Genomic DNA, 26,844 nt, shown 5'->3' with positions numbered 1-26,844 from the left:
GCGGGTCGGCTGTCGGCTGTCGGGTGCCGTGTGGCCGGGGCTGGTCGCAGCATGGGTCGCGTCCCCGGTTTCCAGGGGCGCGGGGGAACCGCGCGATCAACCTGGACGGGTAGGGGTGGCGGGGGCCAGGAACCCCTTGGAACGCCGAAGGTCCGGCCCCTGGAGAGGGACCGGACCTTCACTCGGCTGATCGGGCTCAGCTCTCCGCGGCCTCCACGGCAGCCGCGGCCTTCCGGGCACGGCGACGCGGAGCCGGAGGCGCAGCCGCCTCCTCGGCGACGGCCGTAGCCGCAGCCTTACGCGTACGACGCGGCTTCGTGGCCTGCTCCTCCGTCGGCTGGGCCGGAACCGCGCCCTCGGCCGTAGCCACCGCCTTGCGGATGCGGCGGCGCGGCTTCGTCTCCTCGACGGTGTCGACGGTGGCCTCGGCGGCGCTGTCGGTCGTCTCGACGACGGTCGCGGCGGTCTTGCGCGTACGGCGTCGGGGCGTGGCCGGGGCCTCCTCGGCGGCGGTCTCCTCGACCACGGCTTCGACCGGCGCGGCGACCTTGCGGGTGCGGCGACGCGGTGTGGCCGGGGTTTCGGCCACCGGCTCGGCGGCGGACACACCCTCGGCCGTGTCGAGCGCGACCTCGGCGGAGGGCGCCACGGCCTTGCGGGTCCGGCGGCGAGGCGTGGACGCGGCCGCCTCGGCGACAGTCTCCACCGCGCTCTCGGCGGCTTCCGCCACGCTCTTGCGGGTGCGGCGGCGCGGCTTCGTCTCCTCGACGGTGTCGACGGCGGCCTCGGCGGCGCTGTCGGTCGTCTCGACGACGGTCGCGGCGGTCTTGCGCGTACGGCGTCGGGGCGTGGCCGGGGCCTCCTCGGCGGCGGTCTCCTCGACCACGGCTTCGACCGGCGCGGCGACCTTGCGGGTGCGGCGACGCGGTGTGGCCGGGGTTTCGGCCACCGGCTCGGCGGCGGACACACCCTCGGCCGTGTCGAGCGCGACCTCGGCGGAGGGCGCCTCGGGGGCCTCCACCGCCTTGCGGGTGCGGCGGCGACGCGGCTTGGCTGCCTCCTCGACCGACTCGGCAGGTGCGCCCGCGACGGTCTCGACGACGGCCTCGGCCCGCTCGGCCGACGTGCTCTCGACCGTCTCGACCGCGATCTCGGCGCCGGGATTCACTCCGGCTCCGGCTCCGGGGCCGGAGCGGGTACGGCGGCGACGGCGAGGCGTACGCGACTCGGACTCGGCGGAGCCGGTACCCGGGGTCTGCGCGGCCTCAGAGGGCTTCGTGACCGCGGCGGCCTCCGGGGACGCCCCGTCGGCGTGGGAACCACCGCGCGTACGGCGGCGACTACGTGGCGTACGCGCCGGACGCTCGCGCTCGCGTTCGCGCTCGGCGGTCGACGGGCCGGCGGATCGGCCGCCACGACCGCGCGGACCACGCCCGCCCGGCTCGCCGAGGTCTTCCAGCTCCTCGGCCTCCAGCCCGGCCCGGGTGCGCTCGGAGCGCGGCAGGACACCCTTCGTGCCCGCCGGGATGCTGAGCTCCTCGAAGAGGTGCGGGGAGGTGGAGTACGTCTCCGGCGGGTCGCTGAACCCGAGGTCCAGCGCCTTGTTGATGAGCTGCCAGCGCGGGATGTCGTCCCAGTCGACGAGGGTGATCGCGATGCCCTTGGCACCCGCGCGGCCGGTACGGCCGATGCGGTGCAGGTACGTCTTCTCGTCCTCGGGGGACTGGTAGTTGATGACGTGGGTGACACCCTCGACGTCGATCCCGCGGGCGGCGACGTCGGTGCAGACGAGGACGTCCACCTTGCCGTTGCGGAAGGCGCGCAGGGCCTGCTCGCGGGCGCCCTGGCCGAGGTCGCCGTGGACCGCGCCGGAGGCGAAGCCCCGCTGCTTGAGCTGGTCGGCGAGGTCGGCCGCCGTGCGCTTCGTACGGCAGAAGACCATGACCAGTCCCCGGCCGTCGGCCTGCAGTATGCGCGAGACAAGCTCGGGCTTGTCCATGTTGTGCGCGCGGTAGATGTGCTGCGAGGTGTTCGCGACCGTCGCGCCCTCGTCGTCCGGGGAGGTGGCGCGGATGTGCGTCGGCTGGGACATGTAACGGCGGGCCAGACCGATGACCGCGCCCGGCATGGTCGCCGAGAACAGCATCGTCTGGCGGCGCGCCGGAAGCATGTTGATGATCTTCTCGACGTCGGGCAGGAAGCCCAGGTCGAGCATCTCGTCGGCCTCGTCGAGGACCAGGCACTTCACGTGCTTCAGGTTCAGCTTCTTCTGGCCCGCGAGGTCGAGGAGCCGTCCGGGGGTGCCGATGACGACGTCGATGCCCTTCTTGAGGGCCTCGACCTGGGGCTCGTAGGCGCGGCCGCCGTAGATCGCGAGGACGCGCACGTTGCGCACCTTGCCGGCGGTCAGCAGGTCGTTGGTGACCTGGGTGCACAGCTCGCGCGTGGGGACGACGACGAGCGCCTGCGGGCCGTCGACGAGGTCCTCGGGCTTGGCGCGGCCGGCCTCGACGTCGGCGGGAACGACCACGCGCTCGAGGAGAGGGAGGCCGAAGCCCAGCGTCTTGCCGGTGCCGGTCTTGGCCTGGCCGATGATGTCGGTGCCGGTGAGGGCGACCGGGAGAGTCATCTCCTGGATGGGGAAGGGATTGACGATGCCGACAGCCTCAAGGGCCTCGGCCGTCTCGGGAAAGATTCCGAGATCTCGGAAGGTCGTAGTCAGGGTGCTGCCTCTTCTGTGTACGCGGTGTGAGGCGAGCGCGGGGGTCGTGTCGGGACCGTGCCGGGGACGTCGGCCGCCTCACGGGCGGACCGTGTGGCACGGGACCACTGCCGACGCTCTAGCGCTCATACCGCTGAGGGGTTCCCTCCGGACGCCGTACGCAGAGTGCCGTACGGAAAGGGAGGGCTGTCGGGTCGGAGCCGATCGGGCCACCGACCGGGCATCCTCATGCGTGCGGCCTGTCGAGACACGGTCGAACTACGTCGACGTACCAGCAGGCGCATTACCACCATACCCCGGAATCGCGCATATGCGATGGCCGATTTGGTGACGTAGTCGTTGTCACACTGAATGACACACTGAGTGACCAGGCCCTTCCGCCTTGCGCGGAGCGGGCTATTGTGCGCTGCATGACCACGTCTGACAAGCCTGACAACGCAACCGGCAGCGACACCGCCGACACCGCCGAGGTCACCGGGATCGCCGCCCAGGACTGGGCCCGGGCCTCCGCCGACCCGCAGTACCGCGCCGCGGTGGTGGATCTGCTGGGCGCGCTGGCGTACGGGGAGCTGGCGGCGTTCGAACGGCTCGCGGAGGACGCGAAGCTGGCGCCGACCCTCGTCGACAAGGCGGAGCTGGCGAAGATGGCGGCGGCCGAGTTCCACCACTTCGAGAGGCTCCGGGACCGGCTCGCCGAGGTCGGCGAGGAGTCGACGCGGGCCATGGAGCCCTTCGTCGACGCGCTCGACGGCTTCCACAAGCAGACCGCGCCCTCGGACTGGCTGGAGGGGCTCGTCAAGGCGTACGTCGGCGACTCGATCGCCAGTGACTTCTACCGGGAGGTCGCGGCGCACCTCGACTCGGACACGCGCGGGCTGGTGCTGGCCGTGCTCGACGACACGGGACACGCCGGGTTCGCCGTGGAGAAGGTGCGGGCCGCGATCGACGAGGACCCGCGGGTCGGTGGCCGACTGGCGCTGTGGGCACGGCGGTTGATGGGGGAGGCGCTGTCGCAGTCGCAGCGGGTGGTGGCCGACCGGGACGCCTTGTCCACGATGCTCGTGGGGGGTGTCGCCGACGGGTTCGATCTGGCCGAGGTGGGGCGGATGTTCTCGCGGATCACCGAGGCCCACACCAAGCGGATGGCCGCGCTTGGCCTCGCGGCCTGAGCGGGGGCGCCTGAGCGGAGGTGCCTGCGCGGGGGCGCCTAGTCGCCGTGGGGTGACCCGTCGTCCGGCGGGTGCGGGTGCTTCGTGGCTGGTCGCGCGGTTTCCCGGGCCCCTGGATGAGGCTGCGCGCCTGTCCGATCCATCCGCCCTGTCCGCGGTTCCTCAGGCCGTCGCCGAGCTGCTGCGTCGAAATCGCTCCGTCGGGCGCAGGAGCAGGGACAGGGAGGCCGCTGCCATGACCAGAGCGCCGGTGAGGATCAGCGGGTAGTTCGCGGAGCCCAGTGCCGTGTGGGCGAGGAAGGCGCCGAAGAGGGCGCCGGCGGTGCCGGTCGGGAGGACCAGGGTGCGGGACGGCAGGCGGTGCGGGAGACGGTAGGCGGCGGCGCAGGCCAGGGCGAAACCGAGGAGTGCGGATCCGAGTGCTTCCAAGAACATGATCGGGTTCCCTCCCGCACGGCCTGGCCTGGGCAAATCGGTCGTAGCCGGTACTACCCGCGAGTCGTGGAACGCAATCATCGTCGGGGGATGAGATGCGGTCGCTCTGTGCGGTTAGGCCCGTGGGCGCCATGAGGAACGGGTGTGCGGAGGGGCCCGGTGGTTTTCACACCACCGGGCCCCTCCGCACGTCTCCTGTGCCTCGTGACTACAGCGCGCTGAAGCCCACCTTGCGGACGGCCGACTCGCCGATGTCGATGTAAGCGAGACGGTCGGCCGGGATCAGCACCTTGCGGCCGTGCTCGTCCGTGAGGCTCAGCAGCGCCGACTTGCCGGTCAGCGCCTCGGCAACGGCACGCTCGACCTCCTCGGCACTCTGACCGCTCTCCAGAACGATCTCGCGGGGCGCGTGCTGCACGCCGATCTTGACCTCCACGGCTATGTCCCTCCGACGGTCAGTGAAGTGCGCGGGCTTCCGCGCCGTACGCAGCACACATTAGCCCGGTGAGGGGACGTACACGCTCCGCCTGAGAACGCCAGGAGCGAACAGCGGATGGGAACAGAACCCCGGACGAGGGTCGACTCGCGGTGGCAGTGCCGTGCCAGGCCCGGGGTCGCTCGGTCGGCGCCGTCGACGGTGCCGACGATCGGAGTTGTCGATCGGCGCTGTCGATCAGTGCTGGTCGATGCCGTGCAGGGGGAAGCCCGCGATGCCCCGCCAGGCCAGCGAGGCCAACAGCTGGACCGCCTGCTCGCGCGGGACGCTGCGGTCACTGTGCAGCCAGGACCGCGCCACCACCTGGGAGAGACCGCCCAGGCCCGAGGCGAGGAGCATCGACTCCGCGCGTGAGAGACCCGTGTCCTCGGCGATGACGTCGCAGATGGCCTCCGCGCACTCGTTGGTGACCTTGTCGACGCGCTCGCGTACGGCGGGCTCGTTCGTCAGGTCCGACTCGAAGACCAGCCGGAACGCGCCGCCCTCGTCCTCCACGTACGCGAAGTAGGCGTCCATCGTGGCCCGGACGCGCTGCTTGTTGTCGGTCGTCGACGCGAGCGCGCCGCGTACGGCCTGGATGAGCGACTCGCAGTGCTGGTCCAGCAAAGCCAGATAGAGGTCGAGCTTGCCGGGGAAGTGCTGGTAGAGCACCGGCTTGCTGACTCCGGCGCGCTCGGCGATGTCGTCCATCGCGGCCGAGTGGTAGCCCTGGGCCACGAAGACTTCCTGGGCGGCGCCCAGCAACTGGTTCCGTCGGGCTCGGCGCGGCAGGCGTGTGCCCCGCGGGCGCGCTGCCTCTGTCTGCTCGATGGCTGTCACGCCGCCTCCCAAGATCGTCCACATGCGGGTGTGCGCCGCGCCGCCATCGTACTTTTCGGTAACCCGGGTGTGCGCGGTGCGAGCGCAGAATTTCACGGACCGGACACCGGGGGAAGTGCCGCGAACCGCGCCAAACAGGGGCATGACGGGCAGGGGGGAAGCCCTTTCTCGCCAACGGTCGTCGTCCCTGGTGGGAATCGGGTTACCGGTAGTCCTCCTCGTCGAGGGAGACCACGCGGGCCTGTTCCGCCAGGTCCGCCTCGTTGGCGGCGTCCGGATCGGCGTCGGTCAGCGGGTCGTCCCGGTTCTGGGTCACGTCCGTGCGCTGCTCGGCGGCATCTGCCTCGGGGGCCTCGACGTCGTCGAGCTCCGCGGAGTCCTCCTCGACGAAGGTGTCGGGTTCGGTCGGGTCTGCGGCCATCGTGGGTTCCCCTTCCTGGTGCTGCCCTGGTGCCGTCGGTACGTCCCCGAAGGCGCGGGGGCCACGTACGGGTGCCCTGTTCGCGGGTCTGGATGCCCGGCTTATGGGCCTTCGCGAGTCTGGATGCCCTGTTTGTGAGCCTAGGAGAAGGGTGATCGTGGCGCTATGCGGCCCTGGCGCGGTCCGCTGCGGCCCGGCGGCGAGTGCTCCCCGTCCCCCGACCCCATGCCAAGTGGCCGATTTGCGTCCAGACCTGTGACGCCGAACACATGAGCCACTGCGTGATCGTCTCGTAACATTGCCCGCATGTCTTCGACCGAGTTGCCGTCTCTGCTGACCGCCACCGCGTCGCCAAAGGCGAGTGCCGTGCGTGTGGCACCCGGGGAGCGGCTGAGGTCGGTCAGGCTGCCGGGGATCACGCTGTCGCTGCGGTCGAGACCGCCGGCGCGCGAGGGGCTGCCGCCGGCCCTCTACGTGCACGGGCTGGGCGGTTCCTCGCAGAACTGGTCCGCGCTCATGCCGCTGCTCGACGGTCTCGTGGAGAGCGAGGCGCTCGATCTGCCCGGCTTCGGTGACTCTCCGCCGCCGGACGACGGCAACTACTCCGTCACGGGACACACTCGCGCGGTCATCCGTCACCTCGACGCCGCCGGGCGCGGCCCTGTGCACCTCTTCGGCAACTCGCTCGGCGGCGCGATCACGACCCGCGTCGCCGCCCTCCGCCCCGATCTCGTCCGCACCCTGACCCTCGTGTCGCCCGCCCTGCCGGAGCTGCGCGTGCAGCGGACCGCCGTGCCCACCGCGATGCTCGCAGTGCCGGGCATGTCGGCGCTCTTCACCCGCTTCACCAAGGGCTGGAGCGCCGAGCAGCGCGTACGGGGCGTCACGGCGCTCTGCTACGGCGACCCCGGCCGCGTCACGGACGAGGGCTTCCGCAACGCCGTCGAGGAGATGGAGCGGCGCCTCCAACTGCCGTACATGTGGGACGCGTTGACGCGTTCCGCCCGGGGGCTCGTGGACGCGTACACCCTGGGCGGGCAGCACTCGCTCTGGCGTCAGGCCGAGCGCGTCCTGGCCCCGACCCTCCTCATCTACGGTCGCCGCGACCAACTTGTCGGCTACCGCATGGCCCAGCGCGCCGCCCGCTCCTTCCGCGACTCCCGCCTCGTGTCCCTGCCGGAGGCGGGACACGTGGCGATGATGGAGTATCCGGAGGCCGTTGCCGCCGCGTTCCGTGAACTGCTCGCGGATACGGGGAAGTCGGGCGGCGGGGCGGATCCGGAGTCGATCGATCCAGCGTCGATGGGGGCGGAGTCGATGGGTTCGGGACAGGGGGGCTGGGATCTGGACGCGGGTTCGCCTCCGGATTCGCCGAGGTCGACCATCGCTGGTGCTGGTGCTGGTGCTGGTGCTGGTGCTGGTGCTGGTGCTGGTGCCGGTTCCGGTTCCGGTTCCGGTTCCGGTTCGGCTTCGGTGGACGATTCGAGTGAGGGTGGTTCGGTGGGCGGCGGTCGCTTGGCCGACGCCGACGGTGTCCGCTCGGCCGCTGAAAAACCTCCGTCGGGCTCTCCGGGCGCAGGGAGCTGAGGCGCGGCGTGGGACGGCACAGCCGCAAGGGGCGGGCGCCGAAAGGCGACACAAACGAAATGAGGACAGCCCGGACCGTGACGTCCGCCGGGGCCGGCGAACGCGGACCGGCGGCGCAGAGAGCACCGGAGGCCCAGGAGATCCAGGGGGCGGGGGGACCGGCTTCTCCGGCCGCCAGGGGCGCTTCGGGGGCGGCGTCGGCGGCAGGAGCGCAGCCGCCGGGCGGCCCTGTGCCGCCCCACAGGTACGACCAGGCTCCGGGTCGGGGGACGCCGCGGTTCACCGGAAGTGCGCCTGGGCAGCAGGGCCCGCGTTTCCCTGACGGCACCCCCGCGCATGGCTTCCCGCGTCTTCCGGACGGGACCCCCGCGCACGGCGGCCCCCGATTCGCCGATGGCACGCCGGCGCACGGTTTTCCTCGCCTTCCTGACGGGACTCCGGCGCACGGGATGCCGCTTCTTCCTGATGGCACGCCCGCGCACGGCTTCCCCCGCATCCCGGACGGAACGCCGGCCCGTGGCTTTCCGCCGAGTCGTGGTGGGCACCCCGAGCAGCGTGAAGCGGGCGGCGGTTGGGGGCACTTGGGTGATGGTGAGCGCCGAACGGGTGCCGGACGCGACGTGGCGCAAGGGGCGTCCGCGGGGGTTCCGTATGGTGTGCCGGGCGAGGCGCCACCCCCCGGTGCCCCGTACGGCGAGCCTCCGGAGCGTTCCGGCCGCCGCATCCCCATTCCCCGGCAGCGGCAGGAGACCATGCCCCCCGGTGGCCCCCGCCAGGCCTATCTGGACGCCTTCGTCGAGGTCGACGACGTCTTCGCACCCGGTCGGACGCACCGTGCCCCGCCGGGTGCCGGTGCCGTCGGCCGGGTTGACGCGGCTCTCGAAGAAAAGCCGCTGACGGAGGAGTCGCCGCAGGAGAAACCGCTCCAGCCGAACGCTTCGCACGAGGACCCTCCGCGCGATGGGGCCGAGGGCGTCGGGACGGCGAAGGGCGGCAAGGGGCGGGCGTTCGCCGGGATCGCGGCCGCCGCTGTCACGACCGTGCTGGCCGTCGTAGTGAGCGGGCAGGTGGCCGGCGGACAGGACGAGACCGCCACGCAGTCGCAGGCCGGCGCCGGCGCCGGGGAGCGTGCCGTCCGCGACGCCTCGCGCAGCGACAACCGGCCCACACCGTCCCGTCCGCCGAGCCCGAGCGCGACCCCGCTGTCGTACGACCAGAAGATGGGCAGGATGTACGCGCTCGCCGCGGACCTGGAGGGCGGCGGGAAGTTCGAGGCGGTCAGGGGCTTCGACAAGGCGCCGGGGGCGGGGCAGAAGTACCGCTACCGGGTCGATGTCGAGAAGGGCCTCGGGCTGGACGCCGAACTGTTCGCCGAAGCAGTGCAGAAGACCCTGAACGACGAACGGAGTTGGGCCCACAGCGGCGGCCGTACGTTCGAGCGGATCTCCTCGGGGGCGCCCGACTTCGTGATCACGCTGGCCAGCCCCGGAACCACCGCGACCTGGTGCGCCAAGTCGGGGCTCGACACGACCGTGGACAACGTCTCCTGCGATTCGGCCGCCACCGAGCGCGTGATGATCAACGCATACCGCTGGGCCCAGGGCTCGGAGACGTACGGCGATCAGATTCACGCGTACCGGCAGATGCTGATCAACCACGAGATCGGCCACCGCCTTGGCTACAGCCATGTGACCTGCGACAAGGACGGCGAACTCGCGCCCGTCATGCAGCAGCAGAGCAAGTTCCTGACGCAGGACGGGATCACGTGCAAGGCCAATCCCTGGCCGTATCCCGGAAGCTGACGCGAGCCCGGGCGTGACCCACGCGAGCTGACGAGGCGTGATCGAGTGATCCCTTAGCGCGACAAAACGCGTACCGCTAGGGAAAGTTACGACCGTTCACCCCTTTTGGTGGTGCGATGGACAACCGTCCGTCGCACCACCGCCTCGTCCGCATACGTTCGTCCCGCTGCGAGCCGCCGGGTGAACGGTGGCTTCTCAAACGGGAGATCGGGGGTGCACACGTGCGCATCGGACTGCTTACGGAGGGTGGCTATCCGTATGTGAGCGGTGACGCCAGGCTCTGGTGCGACCGACTCGTACGTGGGCTGGAGCGACACGAGTTCGACATCTACGCGCTCAGCCGGAGCGAGCGACAGGAGGATGAGGGCTGGATCCCGCTGCCGCCGCAGGTCAGCCGGGTCCGTACGGCACCGCTGTGGACGGCGGAGGACGACGGGGTCGTCCACGGACGCCGGGCGCGGAGGCGCTTCGCTGAGGCGTACGGCGAACTGGTGGCGTCGGTGTCCTCGGGCGGAGTGGGCCCGGTCCGCGGTGTCGCTGGTGGGGCCGGGTTGCTCGACGGGTCCAGCCGGTCCGGCGGGGCAGGGGAGCCTTCCGAAGGTGGGGCCGACGTCGAGGCGGACCGTTTCGGCAACGCGCTGTACGGGCTTGCCGAGCTGGGCCGCGACGAGGGTGGACTGGTCGGCGCGCTGCGCTCCGAGGTCGCCGTGCGCACACTGGAGCGCGCTTGTCGCGCGCCGGGCGCACTGCGAGGGGCGCGCGAGGCCCGCGTACCGGATCTGCTGACCGTCGCCGCACATCTCGAACGCGCCCTGCGCCCCCTCTCACTCGACTGGTACGAGGACGACGGACTCGGCTCGGTCGACCTGTGCCACGCGGCGGCGGGCGGCTCGGCCGCGCTTCCGGGGCTGTTGGCGCGGCACTTCCACGGGGTTCCGCTGCTCGTCACGGAGTACGGTGTGCCGCTGCGGGCGCACTACCTCGGGGCCTCGGGCGAGGCGCCGGTGCGCGCCCTGCTCGCGGCCTTCCACCGGCGACTGACCGCCGAGGTCTACCGGCAGGCCGCCTGCCTCACCCCCGGCAACACCCACGCCCGGCGCTGGCAGGAGCGCTGCGGCGCCGACCGCGCCAGGATCCGGACGGTCTACCCCGGTATGGACGCCGCCCGCTTCGCGGAGGTGGGCGAGTCACCGGAGTGCGCGGATCCGTACACGCTGGTCTGGGTCGGCCGTATCGAGCCCGCCAAGGACCTGATCTCCCTGCTGCACGCCTTCGCCGAGATCCGCCGGGCGGAGCCCAAGGCGCGACTCAGGATCGTCGGAGCGGCAGCGGGGTCCGAAGCCACCGCCTATCTGGGCCACTGCAAAGGCCTGGCCGCACAGCTCTTCCCCGACGAGGCGGACGGCGTCCACGCGGTCGGCGACAACCCCGTCTCCTTCGAGGAGATCGGCGACCCGGCCGTCCCCGACCTTGCCGAGGCCTACGCGGCGGGTGCGGTGGTCGTGTTGTCCAGCGTCGTCGAGGGCTTTCCGATCAGCCTGGTCGAAGCCATGTTCTGCGCCCGGCCGACGGTCTCCACCGACGTGGGCGCCGTCGTGGAGGTCATCGGCGGCACGGGCCTCGTCGTCCCGCCGCGCAATCCGCGGGCGCTGGCCGAAGCGTGCGTGGCGCTGCTGCGGGAACCCGGGCGCCGTGCGCGCCTGGGCGCAGCCGCCCGCGCACGCGCCCTCGAACTCTTCACGGTGGAACAGAACGTCGCGGCATTTCGTGGCATCTACCTTGAGGTCGTTTCCCACGCCCCGGTACGCAGAGTCGTCCTCGACGCCACCGGCGAACCACTGCCCTTCGGGACCCCCGCCGAGGCCCGGGTGCCCGGCCGCTGGACCGATTCCCGGCTGGTGGCGGGGGGCCTCGGGGTCGCGGGGGTCGCCGGTGTGGCAGGAATCGCGGGGGTCGCCGGTGTCGCGGGCCTCGGCGGGGGTGCCGTCGGGCGGCCGCAGTGGGCCCTCGGCGCGCCTGTGCGAGCGACGACGCCCGGGCGAGCCACGGCATCGGTGCCGGTCACGACGCCGGCTTCGGCTCCTGCACCTGGCTCGGCACCGCGTTCTCCATCTGACCCGGCGCAGGGTCCTGCGACTGCTGCGGTTCCGGCGGCGAAAGCTGCCACGGCTTCGGCTTCGGCTTCGGCGTTGGCCTCGGATCGGGTTCGGGCTACGGAGAGGTCTCCGGGCACCGCGGCCGGGGAGCCGGTGCCCGCGGGGGAGGGGGCGCGATGAGCGAGCTGCGGTTGGACGGGCTGGATGGGTTCGACGGGTTGGAGCGCTCGGACGTCATGGACCGAGTGGACGGACTGAACCGCGTGGATCGACTCGACCGCGTGGCCGGACCGAATAGGTCGGACGGGCTCGGCGGGTCGGAAGGACCCCGTGGTGCGTCGGACGGGCTCGGCGGGTCGGAAGGACCCTGTAGTGCGTCGGACGTATCCGGTGGGTCGGCCGGACCCGGCGGATCGGCCAAACCCGGTGGGTCGGTTGAGGCGAGCGCGGCGCGTTCGGCGGAGCGGTCGGGCGACCCGGGCCCGGGAAGGCTGTCCGGTGAGCCCGGCGTCAAGGGATCGCCCGGTTTGAAGCCCCTGCTGGATGCCATGACTCCGGCCGACCTCCTGCCATCACATGACCTCGTCGGTCTGCCCGCCCCGCCCCTCCGGCAGGGCGACCACGACCCCGCCCCAGCCGCACCCGAGTCGGCCCCCCGACAAGGTGAGGTCGACCCCGTGAAGGCTCTGATGCACCGGCACCGGGACCTCTGCGAACGGGCGGTGGATTCCTTGGAGATCGCCGCCGGGCTGGAGGCGCACGGGGTGACCGACCGTACGGCTGCCCGCTTCCGGCACCGGGACGTGTTCTCGCTCGCCGAGGAGATGTACGCGCGTGTGTCGCGTGACGGGGAGGAGTCCACGGAGCGCGAGCCGGTACCGGGCGCGCCCGGCGCACGCGGCGGTTGGGCCGTGCTCGCCCTCCTGCCCGGCGCCCTCTGCGCGGCGACCGTCGTCGGAGTACGCCTCACCGACGGCCAAACCCGTCTCTTGGCCGCCGGCCTCGGCGCCCTCGCGGTGGCACTCGGCCTCCGTGTGGCTCTCGCCCGGGGCCCACTGCGCGTCCCGGCGGACATGGCGGGCCGTACCCGCGCCTGGGCCTGCTGGTTGATCGCGTACGCCCTTCTCGGCGACGGCCTGCTCGCCGCCGGTCTCGACGGCGGCCCCCACGGCCTCTGGTCCCTGGCCGTCGCACCCGTACTCGCGCTCGCCCTGTCCTGCGCCCCCGCCATCTGGTGCGCCCACCTCCTGTCCGTACGCGCCCGCCGCAAACTCGCCGCCAGCCGAGGCCTCGCGGAGTTCGCCGACTCCGTGCAACCCCTGATCCTCGGTGTGTTCGCGCTCCACCTCGGTGCCCTGGTCACCCTGCTCGCGCTGTGCGGCGCGGTTCTGGACGAGTCCGCCGGGTACGCCGGCGGGGGTGCCCTCGGCGCTCTCCTCCTGCTCGCCCGTCTGCTCACCGCCCACGGGTTCGCCCAGGCCCCGGCCGTCGCCCTCCGCGCAGCCGCCCTGGCCGAGGCGCTCGCGCTGGGCACGGTCTTCGCGAGCCGCCTGCCCGGCTGCTCCCTCCTGGCCGTCCCTGTCCGGACCGTCGCCGGCGCCTGGGGGGCCGGGGCCGTCCCCGCCCTCATGTGCGGCGCCGCCGCGCTCTCCCTGCTCGTCCACGCCACCCGCACGCTGACCCGGGCCTCGGCCCATGCCCTGCCCTCCGGGGAGACCTGACCCTCGGCCCTCGCACGGCGGTACACAGCCGTGCGAAGTCCGAGCCCGACCGATGCGCGGGACTTCCGTCCCGGGCGTCCGTCCCCTCCCGCGGGGCCGACACCGCGGGCCCCACCTCATCACCCACGGCACACCCCATAAGGAGAACGCCAGATGATCACCTCCCGAACCGGAGAACCCGCCCCGGGAGCCGCCCGATGAGGGTCCTGCTGATCGGAGCCAACGGCTATCTCGGCCGCTTCGTCGCCGAACGCCTGCTCGCCGACCCGGCCGTGCAGCTCACCGCACTCGGCCGCGGCGACGACGCCGACGTACGGTTCGACCTCGCCACCGGCAGCCCCGGCGCGCTCACCCGGTTTCTGGACGCCGTCCACCCCGGAGTCGTCGTCAACTGCGCGGGCGCCACCCGCGGCGGCGCCCGCGAACTCACCCGGCACAACACCGTCGCCGTCGCCACCGTCTGCGAGGCCCTGCGCCGCAGCGGCTGCGGGGCCCGTCTGGTGCAGCTCGGCTGCGGTGCCGAATACGGGCCCAGCCAGCCCGGCTCCTCCACCGCCGAGGACGCCGTGCCCCGCCCAGGGGGCCCCTACGGCGTGAGCAAGCTCGCCGCCACCGAACTCGTCCTCGGCTCCGGCCTGGACGCCGTGGTCCTCCGCGTCTTCTCGCCCGCCGGACCCGGCACACCCGCCGGCTCCCCGCTGGGCCGCCTCGCCGAAGCGATGCGCCGCGCCATGCAGTCCGGCGACGGCGAACTCAAGCTCGGCGGCCTCGGCGTCCAACGCGACTTCGTCGACGTCCGGGACGTGGCACGCGCCGTCCACGCCGCCTCCCTATCCGCGGCCCAAGGCGTGATCAACATCGGCTCGGGCCGCGCCGTGCGCCTCCGCGACGCCGCGGCCGTCCTCGCCCGCGTGGCCGGCTACGGCGGCGCCCTCCACGAACTCGACGCTCCACCCGGCCCCCTCAGGCCCACCATCGGCCACCCCCGCCCCGAACCGGACCACGCGGCCCCCGTCGCCTACCCCTACCCGGACGGCTGCGGCAGCTGGCAGCAGGCCGACGTCCGCACCGCCCGCGACCGCCTCGGCTGGCGGCCCCGGATCAACCTCGAGGAGTCCCTCGCCGACATCTGGATGGAGGCGGCATGCCGTATCTGACCCCCGCCCCGTCCGGTATCGCGAGCACCGGCTTACGCCTAGGCTTCGGCATCCCCGGCTATGCCCACCCCCTCGTCGCCCCACTGGAATGGGGCGAACTCACCCGTCCCCGCACCCCTCTGCACTGGGTCGTCCTGAACGTCTCCGACGGGCCAGGCACCCGCCCCGACCCGCACTGCCTGGAAGCCGCCGGACGGCTGCGGAACGCGGGCGTCCGGGTTCTCGGCCACCTGGACCTGACCCACGGGGCGCGTACCTTCGCCGAGATCGCCTCCGACGCTCGCCGCTATCTCGACTGGTACCGGATCGACGGCTTCCTTCTGGATCGCTGCCCCACCGAGCGCAGCGCCTTGCCCGAGACCGGCCGTACGGTCAACGCGCTCCGCGTGCTCCTCGGCGGCGGCCACATCGTCCTCGGCCACGGCACCCACCCGCACCCCGGATATGTCGAGACCGCCGACCAACTGGTGACCTTCTCCGGTCCCTGGAACGACTACCGCTGGTCGCAGGTGGCCGAGTGGACCGCTGACCATCCGCCCGAGCGCTTCTGCCATTTCGTCCACGGTGTCCCGCGCGGCCACCTCGACGAGGCGCTGCGCATCGCCCGCTGGCAGGGGGCCGCCACGATCTACTTCACCGACCGCACGGACCGCGGCGGCCGGACCGACCCCTGGGAGGCGATGCCCGGCTACTGGGACGACATCGTCTCGATGGTTGGAACGGGTGTCTCGGAATGAAAGAGGGCGTGGCAGTGTTACGGGGAGAACAACTGTAGTGATTGACCGACCAACGGAGTCCCCGTGTCGCTGCCACCCCTGGTCGAGCCCGCTTCCGAGCTCACCGTAGACGAGGTTCGCAGGTACTCCCGCCACCTGATCATCCCTGACGTGGGGATGGACGGGCAGAAGCGGCTGAAGAATGCCAAGGTGCTCTGTGTGGGTGCCGGCGGCCTGGGCTCGCCGGCGCTGATGTACCTGGCCGCGGCGGGCGTCGGGACGCTCGGCATCGTGGAGTTCGACGAGGTGGACGAGTCGAATCTGCAGCGCCAGATCATTCACAGCCAGGCCGACATCGGCCGCTCCAAGGCCGCGTCGGCGCGCGACTCCGTCCTCGGCATCAACCCGTACGTGAACGTGATCCTCCACGAAGAGCGCCTCGAGGCCGAGAACGTGAAGGAGATCTTCAGCCAGTACGACCTGATCGTCGACGGCACGGACAACTTCGCGACCCGCTACCTGGTCAACGACGCGGCCGTGCTGCTGAACAAGCCGTACGTCTGGGGCTCGATCTACCGCTTCGACGGCCAGGCCTCCGTCTTCTGGGCCGAGCACGGCCCCTGCTACCGCTGCCTCTACCCGGAGCCCCCGCCGCCGGGCATGGTCCCCTCCTGCGCCGAGGGCGGCGTCCTCGGTGTGCTGTGCGCGTCCATCGGCTCCATCCAGGTCAACGAGGCCATCAAGCTCCTCGCGGGCATCGGCGAGCCGCTCCTCGGTCGCCTGATGATCTACGACGCCCTGGAGATGCAGTACCGCCAGGTCAAGGTCCGCAAGGACCCGAACTGCGCGGTCTGCGGCGAGAACCCCACCGTCACCGAGCTCATCGACTACGAGGCCTTCTGCGGCGTCGTCTCCGAGGAGGCCCAGGAGGCGGCGGCCGGCTCGACGATCACTCCCAAGCAGCTCAAGGAGTGGATCGACGACGGCGAGAACATCGAGATCATCGACGTCCGCGAGATCAACGAGTACGAGATCGTCTCCATCCCGGGCGCCAAGCTGATCCCGAAGAACGAGTTCCTCATGGGCACCGCCCTGGAGACTCTTCCGCAGGACAAGAAGATCGTCCTGCACTGCAAGACGGGTGTCCGCAGTGCGGAAGTTCTCGCTGTTCTGAAGTCGGCGGGCTTCGCCGACGCGGTCCACGTCGGCGGCGGCGTGATCGGCTGGGTCAACCAGATCGAGCCGAACAAGCCGATCTACTAGACACACGCCTTCCAGGGAGGGGCTCGGCACCACCGGTGCCGGGCCCCTCCCGACTGCCACCCGTGCAGCAGTGAGTCGGAGTCCGTCCCGGCCTACGTGCAGACCTTGCCGTCCTTCGGCACCGTCCCCTCCAGCAGATACGCGTTCACCGTCGAGTCGACACAGCTGCTGCCACTGCCGTACGCGCCATGGCCCTCGCCCTCCCAGGTGAGCATCACGCCGACGCCCTCGCCCAGTTCCCCGGCCATCTTTCGCGCGCCCTCGTAGGGCGTCGCCGGGTCCCCGGTGTTGCCGACCACGAGGACGGGAGCCGCTCCTGGTGCGCTCACCTCCGGTGAGTCCGTCAGGCCCGGAACCGGCCAGTCGTGGCACCACCCCGCGGTGTCCCAGCCCAGGAACTCCCCGAAGACGGGCGAGATGTCCCGGAACTCGGGCAGTAGCTTCTTCGTCTCCTCCGGACTCGGTCGCTGCTTCTGGTCCAAGCACGATATGACCCGTTGGGAGTGGGTCGTCGTGCCGTAGCTGCCCGACGGGTCACGCTCGTTGTACCCGTCGGCCAGCGCGAGCAGCTCGGTGCCGTCGCCGTCCTCGGCCGCGTCGAGCGCGCTGGTCAGCGTGGGCCAGCTCTGCTCGCTGTAGAGCGGCAGGACGATGCCGGTGGTCGCCAGTGTCTGGGTGAGCTCGCGGCCGGACGTCGTCGCCAGCGGCTCGGCGTCGATCCGCTCCAGCAGGCCCTCGATCTTCCGAGTGCCCTCCTGGGGATCCTGGCCCGTGGACTTCAGGTAATTGTCGAGGGCGCGCTGGAAGCCCAGGGTCTGGTTCTTCGCGTGGCCCACCGTGTCGGCGGTCGGATCGACCACCGCGTCCAGGACCAGGTGTCCCACGTTCTTGGGGAACAGGTGGGCGTAGACCCCGCCGAGTTCGGTGCCGTAGGAGATGCCGAAGTAGTGCATCTGCTCGTCGCCGAGGGCCTGGCGCACGAGGTCCATGTCGCGGGCGGTCTCGGTGGTCGACACATGCGACAGCAGCTTGCCCGCGTCCTTCTCGCAGCCCGCGCCGAAGTCGGCCGCGTCCTGGAAGAAGGCCGTCTCCTCGGTCGCGTCGTCCGGTGTCGCGTCCACCGACTCGCCCGCCTGGATCTTTTTGTCGCTGCGGCAGCGCACCCCTTCGCTCTCGGCCACCCCGCGCGGATCCCAGCTCACCAGGTCGTACCGCTCGTGCAGTTCACTCGTGAGTCCCGCGTACGACGGCAGCATGGACACGCCGGAGCCACCGGGCCCGCCGAAGTTGAACAGGAGGGAACCGATTCGTTCGTCGGCGTCGCCGGTTGCCCTGCTGCGGATCAGCGCGAGCCCTATCGTCCCGTCGTCCGGGTTCGCGTGGTCCAGCGGCACCTGCAGCGTCGCGCACTGCCAGTCGCCGCCCGGTGCAGGGCCCTCCGAAGTGGCCTTGCAGCGCCCCCAGTCGAGCTTTTGGGGCGCAGGTGAAGAAGCCGAAGCCTTTCCGTCGTCCGGTTCGTCAGCCGCCCCCTCGTCAGTGCCGCTGCCGCCGCTACAGCCGGCGATCAGCAGCACGGCCGCGGCCAGAGCCGCCCCCCGTGAAAAACGCGCCATGAGCGCTTCCCCCCTCTCGCGATACCGTCCGCCGGATGTCCCGAATGGCAGTCATGCCATGGTATGCGGACTGTCGTGCATGCCGAGATGGCCTGTGGATAACGTTCTGACCTGCATGTTCATGAGCAGACCGTGCCGGCTTTCGGCACCCTCCCCATCAACAGGTAACCGTCCACGGCCGTCTGCACGCACACATTCCCGCTGTTGTACGCACCGTGCCCCTGCCCCTTGTACGTCAGCTCGATCCCGACGCCCTTCCCGAGCGCCTCCACCATCTTCCGCGCCCCCTCGTAGGGCGTGGCCGGGTCACCTGTGTTGCCGATGACGAGGATCGGCGCCGAGCCCCGGGCGCGCACGTCGGGATGGTCGGCCGCACCGGCGACGGCCCAGTCCGTGCACGCGAGCGTGGACCAGGCGAGCCATTCGCCGAAGACGGGAGAGGCCGCCCGGAACTCGGCCAGCTTCGCCTCCACGTCCTCGGCGGTGTAGCGCGCCTTGCTGTCCGCACAGTTGATGGAGACGTTCGCCGCGGTGGCGTTGCTGTACTCGCCGTTCTCGTTGCGCCCGTTCATCAGGTCGGACAGCAGCATCAGCGAGCTGCCGTCCCCGTCGTACGCCAGCTCCAGGCCTTCCGTCAGAAACGGCCAGAGGTCCTGGGAGTACAGGGCCTGGGCGATTCCGTTCGTGGCTGCGGACTGGGTCAGGTCGCGGCGGAAGGTTCCGGTGATCGGCTTGGCGTCGAGGTTGTCGAGCAGTTCGATGATCCGGTTCTTGACGTCCTGCTCGGTGCTGCCGACCGGGCAGTTCTCCTCCTTCGACACGCAGTCCCGTGCGTAGTTGTCGAGCGCCAGCTGGAAGCCCTTGGTCTGTCCGAGCGAGCCCTGCTCCTCCGTCTGCGTCGGGTCGACGACCGCGTCGAACACCGCCCGTCCCACGTTCTTGGGGAACAGATGGGCGTAGACGCCGCCGAGTTCGGTGCCGTAGGAGATGCCGAAGTAGTGGAGCTTGTCGTCACCGAGGACCTGCCGCATGAGATCCAGGTCGCGGGCCGCGTCCGTGGTGCGGACATACGGGAGGGTCTCGCCGGAGTTCTTCTCACAGGCGGAGTTGAAGGTCTTCGTGCTGTCGAGGAACTCCGTCCGCTCGGCCTCGTCGTCCGGGGTCCCGTCCTGCTGGAAGTACTCGTCGAGTTCCTCGTCGTCCTCGCACTGGATGCCCGCGCTGCGGCCGACGCCACGCGGATCGAAGCTCACCAGGTCGTAGCGGGTGCGCAGTTTCGCGTAGTCCGCGCCGGAGGAGGGGAGTGCCTTGACGCCCGAGCCGCCGGGGCCGCCGAAGTTGAAGACGAGCGAGCCGATGCGCTGGTCGGCGGCGCCGCCGGCCCTGGCCCGGATCAGCGCGATGGGGATGGTGTCGCCCTCGGGCTCGTCCCAGTCGAGGGGGGCACGCATGGTCGCGCACTGCCAGACGTCACCGTCCGGCAGCGGTGAGGGCGCGGTGCCGCCGCCCTCGGACTCGGACGGTGCCTCGCAGGTCTTCCAGCTCAGCTTCTGGGACGTCAGGTCCTCGTCGTCACCCTTGGCGTCGTCGCCGCAGCCGGCCGCCGACAGAGACAGCAGGACGGCGATCGCGGTCACGGCGACGGCACGCGGCCGGGGCGAGGTGAACATGCGACCATCCTGGAGGTGCCCGGATCGACGCGCTCGGGGCACGGTCCGTGCGGGTGAGACACGAGGATGTCGCCACGCGCGCGTAGGCCGCGTGAGTCCGGAAGCTGGGGACCCACGCGCGCGTGAACCGTCTAGAGCGCGCCCTTCCGTGACAGATGGTTGAAGGCCAGCCATCCCGGCAGCACCGGCAGCCACAACGTCAGCAGGCGGAACAGCAGCACCGCGGGCGCGGCGACCTCCTTGGGGAGGCCGACCGCGATCAGGCCCACCGTCAGGGTGGCCTCGACCGCGCCCACACCGCCCGGGGTCGGCGCCGCGGAACCCAGCGCGTTGCCGGCGAGGAAGACGACGGCGACGCTGGCGATGCTGATCGAGACGTCCTCGTTGCCGAAGGCGCGGATCGAGGCGTCCAGGCACATCACGAAGCAGCCGGTGAGGAGCAGCATGCCGCCGATGCCGGTGACCAGCTTCTGCGGCCGCTGCAGCACGTCGAGCATGCGCGGCACGACACCTGCGAAGAGCGACCGCACGCGCGTGACGACGAACTTGCGCAGGAACGGGATCGACGTCACCACCAGGACGAGCACCGCGACCGTCAACAGGCCCGCGATGACGGTGCGGGACGGCGACAGGGACGGCGTCTTCTCGGTACCGGTCAGATAACCGAAGGCGAGCAGCATCAGGATGTGGCAGCCGAGCCCGAAGAGCTGCGACGCGCCGACACTCGCCACCGCGAGCCCCGGCCGCACCCCCGCACGCTGCAGGAAACGTGTGTTGAGTGCCACACCGCCGACCGCCGCCGGCGCCACGATCTTCACGAACGACCCGGCGACCTGCGCTCCGATCGTCCGCAGGAACGGCACGCGCTCAGGCACGAAGCCCAGCAGGCTCATCGCCGCCGCGACATAGCTGAGCGCGGAGAAGAACACGGCCGCGGCGACCCAGCCCCACTCGGCGTTCTCGATGAGCAGCCCGAACTCGATGTGGGTGAGCTGGGTCAGCAGGAAGTACGCGCCGATCGCGCCGGCGATGAGGCTGATCAGGGTGCGCGGCTTGACCCGCTCCAGCCGGGCCGGTTCGACCGGTGCCTGGGGCCTGATCAGCAGCACCTGATGGCGGATCTGGGTGAGCAGGTCCTCCTCGCGGGCCTCCTCCAGAGCATCGTCGATCGCCCGCTTCTCGGCCCGCTGCTCGGCCCGCACGGCCTTCTTGTCGGCCCTGCCGGGCTCGGTGGCCTTGACGTGCTCCTCCGCGCGGGCCTGCTTGGCCAGGTGGGACGCCTCCAGGACCGCCTCGCGCTCGCGTTCGGCGCGCTCCCGGGCCAGTCTGCGCAGGGTCGCGCGCGTGGAGCGCGAGAGTGCGATGGGCTGCAACATCGGCAGGCAGTCGGCCACCGCGTCGGGGCCGAGCACGCTCACCGCCGACGCCACCGCGCGTTCGGCGCCCACACGCAGGCCCAAGGTCGTCAGCAGTTGGGAGACGTCCATGCGCAGCACCAGGTCGCCGGCCGCGATCTCGCCGACGCGCAGATCGGTCAGGATCACTGTGCGGGAACGATCCACCAGAACCGCGTCGCCCACCAGCCTGCGGTGCGCGATGCGCCGCGACTGCAGTGCCTTCACCTGCTGCCAGGTGTCCGCCATCAGCTCGTCGGTGACCTCGTCGTCCGCCAGGGAGTCCAGGGTGCGGCCACCGGTGTGCTCGTAGACGAGCATCACGGCGTCCGGTCCGAGTTCCGAGGTCGCGATCAGCTTGGGCGCGTTGGCGCCGGCAGCGATGGCCGCGTACGCGAGGAGGGCCTCCTGCTCCAGCGCCTGGCGCAGCGACTGGAGGCTGCGGCGGGTGGTGATGCCGCGCAGCGTCAGCCGCCGCCAGACGCGGTAGAAGAAGCCCTGTGCCTGCTGCTCCCGGTCGACGACGGTGACGTCCAGGGGAGGGCCGTCCTCCAGCGTCACGAAGTACCGGCGGCCCCGGTCCCCGCCCTCGGCGGTGTCCGGAATTTCCTCGCGGGCCGCGCTCACAGGCTTGAATCCGACCCGCCTGAGGCCGGCCATCAGGGTCCGGCCGGTCGGGCGTACGTTCGGGGATCCGACCGCGTACAGCGTTCCGTAGGCGACGGTCCAGCCGATCAGCACCGTCAGGATGATCGAGAACGGTGTCGTGTAGCCGGTGACCAGCATCGAGAAGGCGTCCAGCAGCAGCACGATCCACAGCACGGACCGCCAGCGCGGTCTGCGTGACATGCCGACGGCGGTCATGTACGCGATGACCGGCGCGAGATAGCCGTGCACGGGGTCGGTGAGGGCGTGGATGTCGCCGGGTGAGGGCTGGGTGAGTGCTTCCTGGATCGAGCCGGGGGCGGCCCTGGCGACCCACAGGTCGGTCGCCAGCGTCACTCCGTGCGCAAGGACCGCCGCGAGCACGCCGTCGGCGATGCGCAGCCCGTCCCGTTTGATCAGCCGTTCGATCGCGAAGGCGACCGGCACCAGCAGGATCGCGATGCTCGACCCGAGGCCCGCGAGCTTGATCAGGAGATCAGGCGCCTGTCCCGTGCCCTTGTTGATGTCCTGTTCGAGGCCGGAGGTGGTGCCGTGGGCGAACGCGGCGATCGCCAGCAGGACGATGATCCCGAGGACGCCGACCGCCAGCCGCATGAGGTCGGAAGGACGGTGCACGCGCGCGGGGAGCAACGGTTCGTCGCCCTCGACCTCCTCGGCGTGTGCCTCCTCCGGGTCGTCCTCGTCCCGCTCTTCCTGATGCTTCTCGTTCTCGTGAGTCTTGGGGGAGGCTGTTTCGGCCGCGGGCGGAGTAGAGCCGGGCGCCTTCCTCGAGACGTTTTCGGCGCCCTTGTCGCCTTCCTCGGCGGTGTCCGGGCGCGACGAGGCGTCAGAGGTGCCCGCCGCGTCATCGGGGTGCACGCTCTGCTGCTTCATCGTCTCTTCTTGGTCTCGTATCACCAGTCACCGCCCGCACGATGGTGGCATGCCCGGTGGGCACACAGGGGCATCAGGGTGCAATGCGGGGGCGCACAGTCTGCCCGAAGACCGCCCCCGGAGCGAGGGACGCACGCGTCGGCCGCCACGTCCCATTGTCGGTGGGGTGGGGCAGGATGGGGCGGATGAGCGAGGAGAGCCTTCCGGTGGACGCCCTGCCGGAGTACGCGGAGCGGGTCCTCGAGGTCACCGACCTGATCCCGCCAGGGCGGGTCATGACATACGGGGACGTCGCCGAGTGGCTGGGAGAGGGCGGCCCACGCCAGGTGGGCCGCGTGATGGCCCTCTACGGGGGCGTGGTCGCCTGGTGGCGGGTCGTCCGCGCCGACGGTGTCCTGCTGCCCGGCCACGAACTGAGAGCCCTGGACCGCTACCGCACGGAGGGCACCCCCCTGCGCGAGGCGAGCCGCACCACCGAGGGCCATGTGCCGCGCGTCGACATGAGACGGGCGCGCTGGGACGGCGGCGAACGCGCGGAGGGTCACACCTGACAGCCTCCGGCATCCGGCGGACCCGGGTGCGACCCCTGGTCCGTACGGGGGAAGCGGGGCACGTCGGTGGCATGCCGTACGTTCGTGGGACGAGGGACGTGTGTGCCGCGCGAGTCGGGAGGGAACAAGAGGAAGCCATGCTTCCGCACCACCGGTCGGCGTAGCGTCGACTGCGCGTGTCCCCCTCAACCCGCGGCCACCGCCCTCGACGAGTGGCGAGCCTCGCACCTGTTTCCCGACCGCCATCCCCCGACGTCGGCGCACCGCGTCGGCAGTGACATCTCGCACACCCACCAGGACCGGCGAACCACGTGAGCTCCTCTTTCTCCACCAGGCGCCTGTCGCACCCCCAGGTGCGACAGGGGAGCCGTGGCGCTTACCGACTGGTGCGTACCCCACCGGCCCGGACGGACCCCCCTCGTCTGGACGCCGAGCAACGCGGCGTGGTTGACCACGGGGCCGGCCCTCTGCTCGTCCTCGCAGGTCCGGGCACCGGCAAGACGACCACCCTCGTCGAGTCCGTGACGGCGCGCGTCGCCCGAGGGGCCGACCCCGCGCGCGTGCTGGTCCTCACCTTCAGCCGGAAGGCGGCCGTGGAGCTGCGCGACCGGATGGCGCTGCGCATGGGCGCCGCACGCGCCCCACAGGCCACCACCTTCCACTCGTTCTGTTACGCCCTGATCCGCGCCCACCAGGACAGCGACCTGTTCGTCGAACCCCTGCGGCTGCTGTCCGGCCCCGAACAGGACGTGGCGGTCCGTGAACTGCTCGCGGGCCAGCCCGACCTGGAGCGTCTGGGCCTCGCACATGTGCGCTGGCCGGACGAACTGCGCGCCTGCCTGACCACACGCGGGTTCGCCGACGAGGTCCGCGCGGTCCTCGCCCGCAGCCGCGAACTGGGCCTGGCCCCCGAGGACCTGCGGGCCTTCGCCGCGCGCATCGGCCGCCCGGACTGGCTCGCGGCCTCCGCCTTCCTCGCCGAGTACCTCGACGTCCTCGACCTGCAAGGAGTGCTCGACTACGCGGAACTGGTCCACCGGGCCGTGCTCCTCGCAGGACGCCCCGGCGTCGCCGAGCGGCTGGCCGCCCAGTACGACGCGGTCTACGTGGACGAGTACCAGGACACGGACCCCGCTCAGGTACGGCTCCTGAGGGCCCTCGCGGGCGGCGGCCGCACGCTGGTGGCGTTCGGCGATCCCGACCAGTCGATCTACACCTTCCGGGGCGCCGACGTGAACGGCATTCTGGAGTTCCCGGCGGCCTTCCCCCGCGCGGACGGCCGCCGGGCGCCGGTCGCGGTCCTCAGGAACTCCCGCCGTTCGGGAGCGGCCCTGCTCGACGCCACCCGTCTGCTCACCCAGCGCATGCCCCTCACCCGACTCCCCGCCGAGAAGGTACGGGCCCACCGCGAGCTCAGGCCCGTACGGGACGGGGGGCGCGTCGAGGTCTACACGTACCCGACGCCGGGCACCGAGCTGGACAACATCGCGGACGTCCTGCGGCGGGCCCACCTGGAGGACGGCGTCCCCTGGAGCGAGATGGCCGTTCTGGTGCGCGCCGGCGCCCGCACGATCCCCTCCATCCGGCGCGCCCTCACCGCCGCCGGTGTCCCCCTGGAGATCGACGGCGACGACCTGCCCCTGCGCCACGAACCGGCCGTACAGCCCCTTCTGACGGCCCTGAGGGCGGTGGCGCGCGCGGAGCTGGCGGAGGCGGCCTCGGCAGCCTCGGCCCAGGAGTCCGACGACTCGTTCGACGCCTCCGGTGCGCAGCCCTCGTGGCTGCGCACCGAGACCGCGCTCGATCTCCTCGCCTCCCCCCTCGCGGGCATGGACACCGCCGATCTGCGACGCCTCGGCCGCGCGCTGCGCGAGGAGGAGCGGGCCGGCGGCAACCCCGTACCCCCGCCCTCGGACGAGCTGCTGAAACGAGCGCTGGCGGAGCCGGAGCGGCTGGTGGCGCACGACCCGGTGTACGCGCGGGGAGCGCAGCGCCTGGGCATGCTGCTGCGGAAGGCTCGCGAGCGCCTCGCCGGCGGCGGTACGGCCGAGGAGGCGCTGTGGGACCTGTGGGACGGCACCCCGTGGCCCAGGCGCCTGGAGCGTGCCGCCCGGCGCGGTGGCGCGGCCGGGCGCAACGCGGACCGTGACCTCGACGCCGTGTGCGCGCTGTTCGCCACGGCGGCGCGCGCGGAGGAGCGCACCGGTGGCCTCGGCGCTCTCAACTTCCTGGCCGGGATCGAGGCCGAGGACATCGCCGCCGACACACTCACCGGACGGGTCGTCCGCCGAGACGCCGTACGTCTGATGACCGCGCACCGCTCCAAGGGCCTTCAATGGCGCCTGGTCGTCGTCGCCGGTGTCCAGGAGGGCCTGTGGCCCGACCTGCGCCGTCGCGGCTCGCTCCTGGAGGCCGACCGCATCGGCCGCGACGGTCTCGCCGAACCGCTCACCCCTGGCGCTCTCCTCGCGGAGGAACGCCGTCTGTTCTACGTGGCCGCCACCCGCGCGCGTGAACGCCTCGTCGTCACCGCCGTGAAGGCCCCCGCCGACGACGGCGACCAGCCCTCCCGCTTCCTCACCGAACTAGGCGAGGAGCCCAAGGACGTCACCGGCCGACCCCGCCGTCCGCTGTCCGTGGCCTCCCTCGTCGCCGAACTGCGCGCCACGACGGTGGACCCGCGCGTGTCGGACCCCCTCCGCGAGGCCGCGGCCCTGCGCCTGGCCCGGCTGGCCGCGCTGAGCGACGAGGACGGCCGCCCGCTGGTGCCGTCGGCGCACCCGTACCGCTGGTGGGGCATGTTCGAGCCCACCGAGAGCATGGTGCCGCTCAGGAACCGCGACCAGCCCGTCGTGCTGTCCGGCAGCGCCCTCGACCAGCTCGCCAACACCTGCGCCCTGCAGTGGTTCCTGGGACGAGAGGTGAAGGCCGACGCGCCCGCGACCGCCGCCCAGGGCTTCGGCAACGTCGTCCACGTCCTCGCAGACGAGGTTGCCTCCGGCCGCACCCCCGGCGACCTCGACGTCCTCATGGAGCGCCTCGACTCCGTGTGGAACGCGCTCGCCTTCGACGCGCCCTGGAAGTCGGAGCAGGAGAAGCAGCACGCGCGCGTGGCGCTCGAACGCTTCCTGAAGTGGCACGTCATGGACCGCGCCGGGCGCGCGCCGGTGGCCAGCGAGCACGACTTCGACGTCACCCTCGAAGCAGGCGACTACGAGGTGCGCATCCGGGGCTCCATGGACCGCGTCGAGGCCGACACCGAGGGCCGCGCGTACGTCGTCGACTTCAAGACGGGCAAGCAGGCCGTGAGCTCCGCGGAGGTGACCCGCCATCCCCAGCTCGCCGTTTACCAGCTCGCGGTCCGCGAGGGGGCCGTCGACGAGCCCTTCGGAGGCGTACGCCCGGAACCGGGCGGCGCCGAACTCGTCCAGCTGCGGCAGGGCGCCGCCAAGAAGAGCGGCGGCGAGACCGTCCCCAAGGTGCAGGCCCAGGAGCCTCTTGAGGGGGAGTGGGTGGGGGACCTCCTGGCCACGGCCGCGGGCAAGGTCCTGGACGAACGGTTCTCCCCGACCGCGGGACAACACTGTGCACACTGTGCTTTCCGGGCGTCGTGCAGCGCCCGACCCGAGGGCCGTCACGTGGTCGAGTGAGACCGCCCGCAGGGTGACCCGGC

The 26,844-nt window shown here is 71.7% G+C and carries 17 protein-coding genes and 1 pseudogene; 10 read left to right on the top strand and 8 right to left on the bottom strand.

Features of this window, described 5'->3' with window-relative positions:
• Positions 1 to 196 precede the first annotated feature (196 nt).
• On the bottom strand, positions 197 to 2,629 hold the full coding sequence (locus OG622_RS17595) for a DEAD/DEAH box helicase (protein WP_371577064.1): 2,433 nt from the start codon (positions 2,627 to 2,629) through the stop codon (positions 197 to 199).
• Between the two features lie 494 nt (positions 2,630 to 3,123).
• Between OG622_RS17595 and OG622_RS17590 the strand changes: the two genes are divergently transcribed.
• The gene (locus OG622_RS17590; RefSeq protein WP_371577061.1) at positions 3,124 to 3,891 is read left to right on the top strand and encodes a ferritin-like fold-containing protein; all 768 of its coding nucleotides are present in this window, start codon (positions 3,124 to 3,126) and stop codon (positions 3,889 to 3,891) included.
• 162 nt (positions 3,892 to 4,053) lie between these two features.
• Here OG622_RS17590 and OG622_RS17585 read toward each other — a convergent pair whose 3' ends face one another.
• The 4 genes from OG622_RS17585 to OG622_RS17570 form a co-directional block, all read right to left on the bottom strand.
• Positions 4,054 to 4,326: a hypothetical protein gene (locus OG622_RS17585; protein WP_371577059.1), complete on the bottom strand. Its 273-nt coding sequence runs from the start codon at positions 4,324 to 4,326 to the stop codon at positions 4,054 to 4,056.
• A 208-nt stretch (positions 4,327 to 4,534) separates the two neighbouring features.
• Complete coding sequence (locus OG622_RS17580) at positions 4,535 to 4,762, bottom strand: DUF3107 domain-containing protein (RefSeq protein ID WP_371577057.1); 228 nt, start codon at positions 4,760 to 4,762, stop codon at positions 4,535 to 4,537.
• 237 nt (positions 4,763 to 4,999) lie between these two features.
• The gene (locus tag OG622_RS17575) at positions 5,000 to 5,641 is read right to left on the bottom strand and encodes a TetR/AcrR family transcriptional regulator (protein WP_152171547.1); all 642 of its coding nucleotides are present in this window, start codon (positions 5,639 to 5,641) and stop codon (positions 5,000 to 5,002) included.
• A gap of 202 nt (positions 5,642 to 5,843) precedes the next feature.
• Positions 5,844 to 6,062 (bottom strand): hypothetical protein, encoded by a 219-nt coding sequence (locus OG622_RS17570; RefSeq protein ID WP_371577055.1) that lies wholly within the window; start codon positions 6,060 to 6,062, stop codon positions 5,844 to 5,846.
• Between the two features lie 306 nt (positions 6,063 to 6,368).
• Between OG622_RS17570 and OG622_RS17565 the strand changes: the two are divergent.
• The 7 genes and pseudogenes from OG622_RS17565 to moeZ form a co-directional block, all read left to right on the top strand.
• A pseudogene (locus OG622_RS17565) lies at positions 6,369 to 7,326 on the top strand (alpha/beta fold hydrolase); the annotation flags it as partial.
• A 331-nt stretch (positions 7,327 to 7,657) separates the two neighbouring features.
• Positions 7,658 to 9,451, top strand: coding sequence for a DUF3152 domain-containing protein (locus OG622_RS17560; protein WP_371577053.1), 1,794 nt, complete (start codon positions 7,658 to 7,660; stop codon positions 9,449 to 9,451).
• A gap of 221 nt (positions 9,452 to 9,672) precedes the next feature.
• A complete protein-coding gene (locus OG622_RS17555) occupies positions 9,673 to 11,727 on the top strand; it encodes a DUF3492 domain-containing protein (protein ID WP_371577051.1) in 2,055 nt (684 codons plus the stop codon).
• Between the two features lie 368 nt (positions 11,728 to 12,095).
• Positions 12,096 to 13,268, top strand: a complete 1,173-nt coding sequence (locus tag OG622_RS17550) for a hypothetical protein (RefSeq protein WP_371584123.1) — start codon at positions 12,096 to 12,098, stop codon at positions 13,266 to 13,268.
• A 197-nt stretch (positions 13,269 to 13,465) separates the two neighbouring features.
• Complete coding sequence (locus OG622_RS17545) at positions 13,466 to 14,425, top strand: NAD-dependent epimerase/dehydratase family protein (protein WP_371577048.1); 960 nt, start codon at positions 13,466 to 13,468, stop codon at positions 14,423 to 14,425.
• Positions 14,413 to 15,162, top strand: a complete 750-nt coding sequence (locus OG622_RS17540; protein ID WP_371577046.1) for a spherulation-specific family 4 protein — start codon at positions 14,413 to 14,415, stop codon at positions 15,160 to 15,162. Before OG622_RS17545 ends, OG622_RS17540 begins: the two co-directional genes overlap by 13 nt.
• 63 nt (positions 15,163 to 15,225) lie before the next feature.
• Complete coding sequence (gene moeZ / locus OG622_RS17535; protein WP_371577044.1) at positions 15,226 to 16,404, top strand: adenylyltransferase/sulfurtransferase MoeZ; 1,179 nt, start codon at positions 15,226 to 15,228, stop codon at positions 16,402 to 16,404.
• A 92-nt stretch (positions 16,405 to 16,496) separates the two neighbouring features.
• Here the strand turns inward: moeZ and OG622_RS17530 are convergent, their stop codons facing one another.
• The 3 genes from OG622_RS17530 to OG622_RS17520 form a co-directional block, all read right to left on the bottom strand.
• Positions 16,497 to 18,017 carry an alpha/beta hydrolase gene (locus tag OG622_RS17530; protein ID WP_371577042.1) on the bottom strand — a complete coding sequence of 507 codons (1,521 nt, stop codon included), beginning with the start codon at positions 18,015 to 18,017 and terminating at the stop codon, positions 16,497 to 16,499.
• A 119-nt stretch (positions 18,018 to 18,136) separates the two neighbouring features.
• Positions 18,137 to 19,687: an alpha/beta hydrolase gene (locus OG622_RS17525; protein ID WP_371577040.1), complete on the bottom strand. Its 1,551-nt coding sequence runs from the start codon at positions 19,685 to 19,687 to the stop codon at positions 18,137 to 18,139.
• Between the two features lie 131 nt (positions 19,688 to 19,818).
• Positions 19,819 to 22,620 carry a YbhN family protein gene (locus OG622_RS17520; RefSeq protein ID WP_371577038.1) on the bottom strand — a complete coding sequence of 934 codons (2,802 nt, stop codon included), beginning with the start codon at positions 22,618 to 22,620 and terminating at the stop codon, positions 19,819 to 19,821.
• Positions 22,621 to 22,805: 185 nt separating this feature from the next.
• On the opposite strand from OG622_RS17520, the gene OG622_RS17515 reads away from it, so the two are divergent.
• Both OG622_RS17515 and OG622_RS17510 read left to right on the top strand, forming a co-directional pair.
• Positions 22,806 to 23,171: an MGMT family protein gene (locus OG622_RS17515; protein WP_371577037.1), complete on the top strand. Its 366-nt coding sequence runs from the start codon at positions 22,806 to 22,808 to the stop codon at positions 23,169 to 23,171.
• A gap of 311 nt (positions 23,172 to 23,482) precedes the next feature.
• Positions 23,483 to 26,821, top strand: a complete 3,339-nt coding sequence (locus OG622_RS17510; RefSeq protein ID WP_371577035.1) for an ATP-dependent helicase — start codon at positions 23,483 to 23,485, stop codon at positions 26,819 to 26,821.
• Positions 26,822 to 26,844: the final 23 nt, after the last annotated feature.

Source organism: Streptomyces sp. NBC_01314, from assembly GCF_041435215.1.
Taxonomy (GTDB): domain Bacteria; phylum Actinomycetota; class Actinomycetes; order Streptomycetales; family Streptomycetaceae; genus Streptomyces.
Note: the sequence above shows the minus strand (reverse complement) of the source record. Positions and strands in the feature narration are given on the sequence as shown.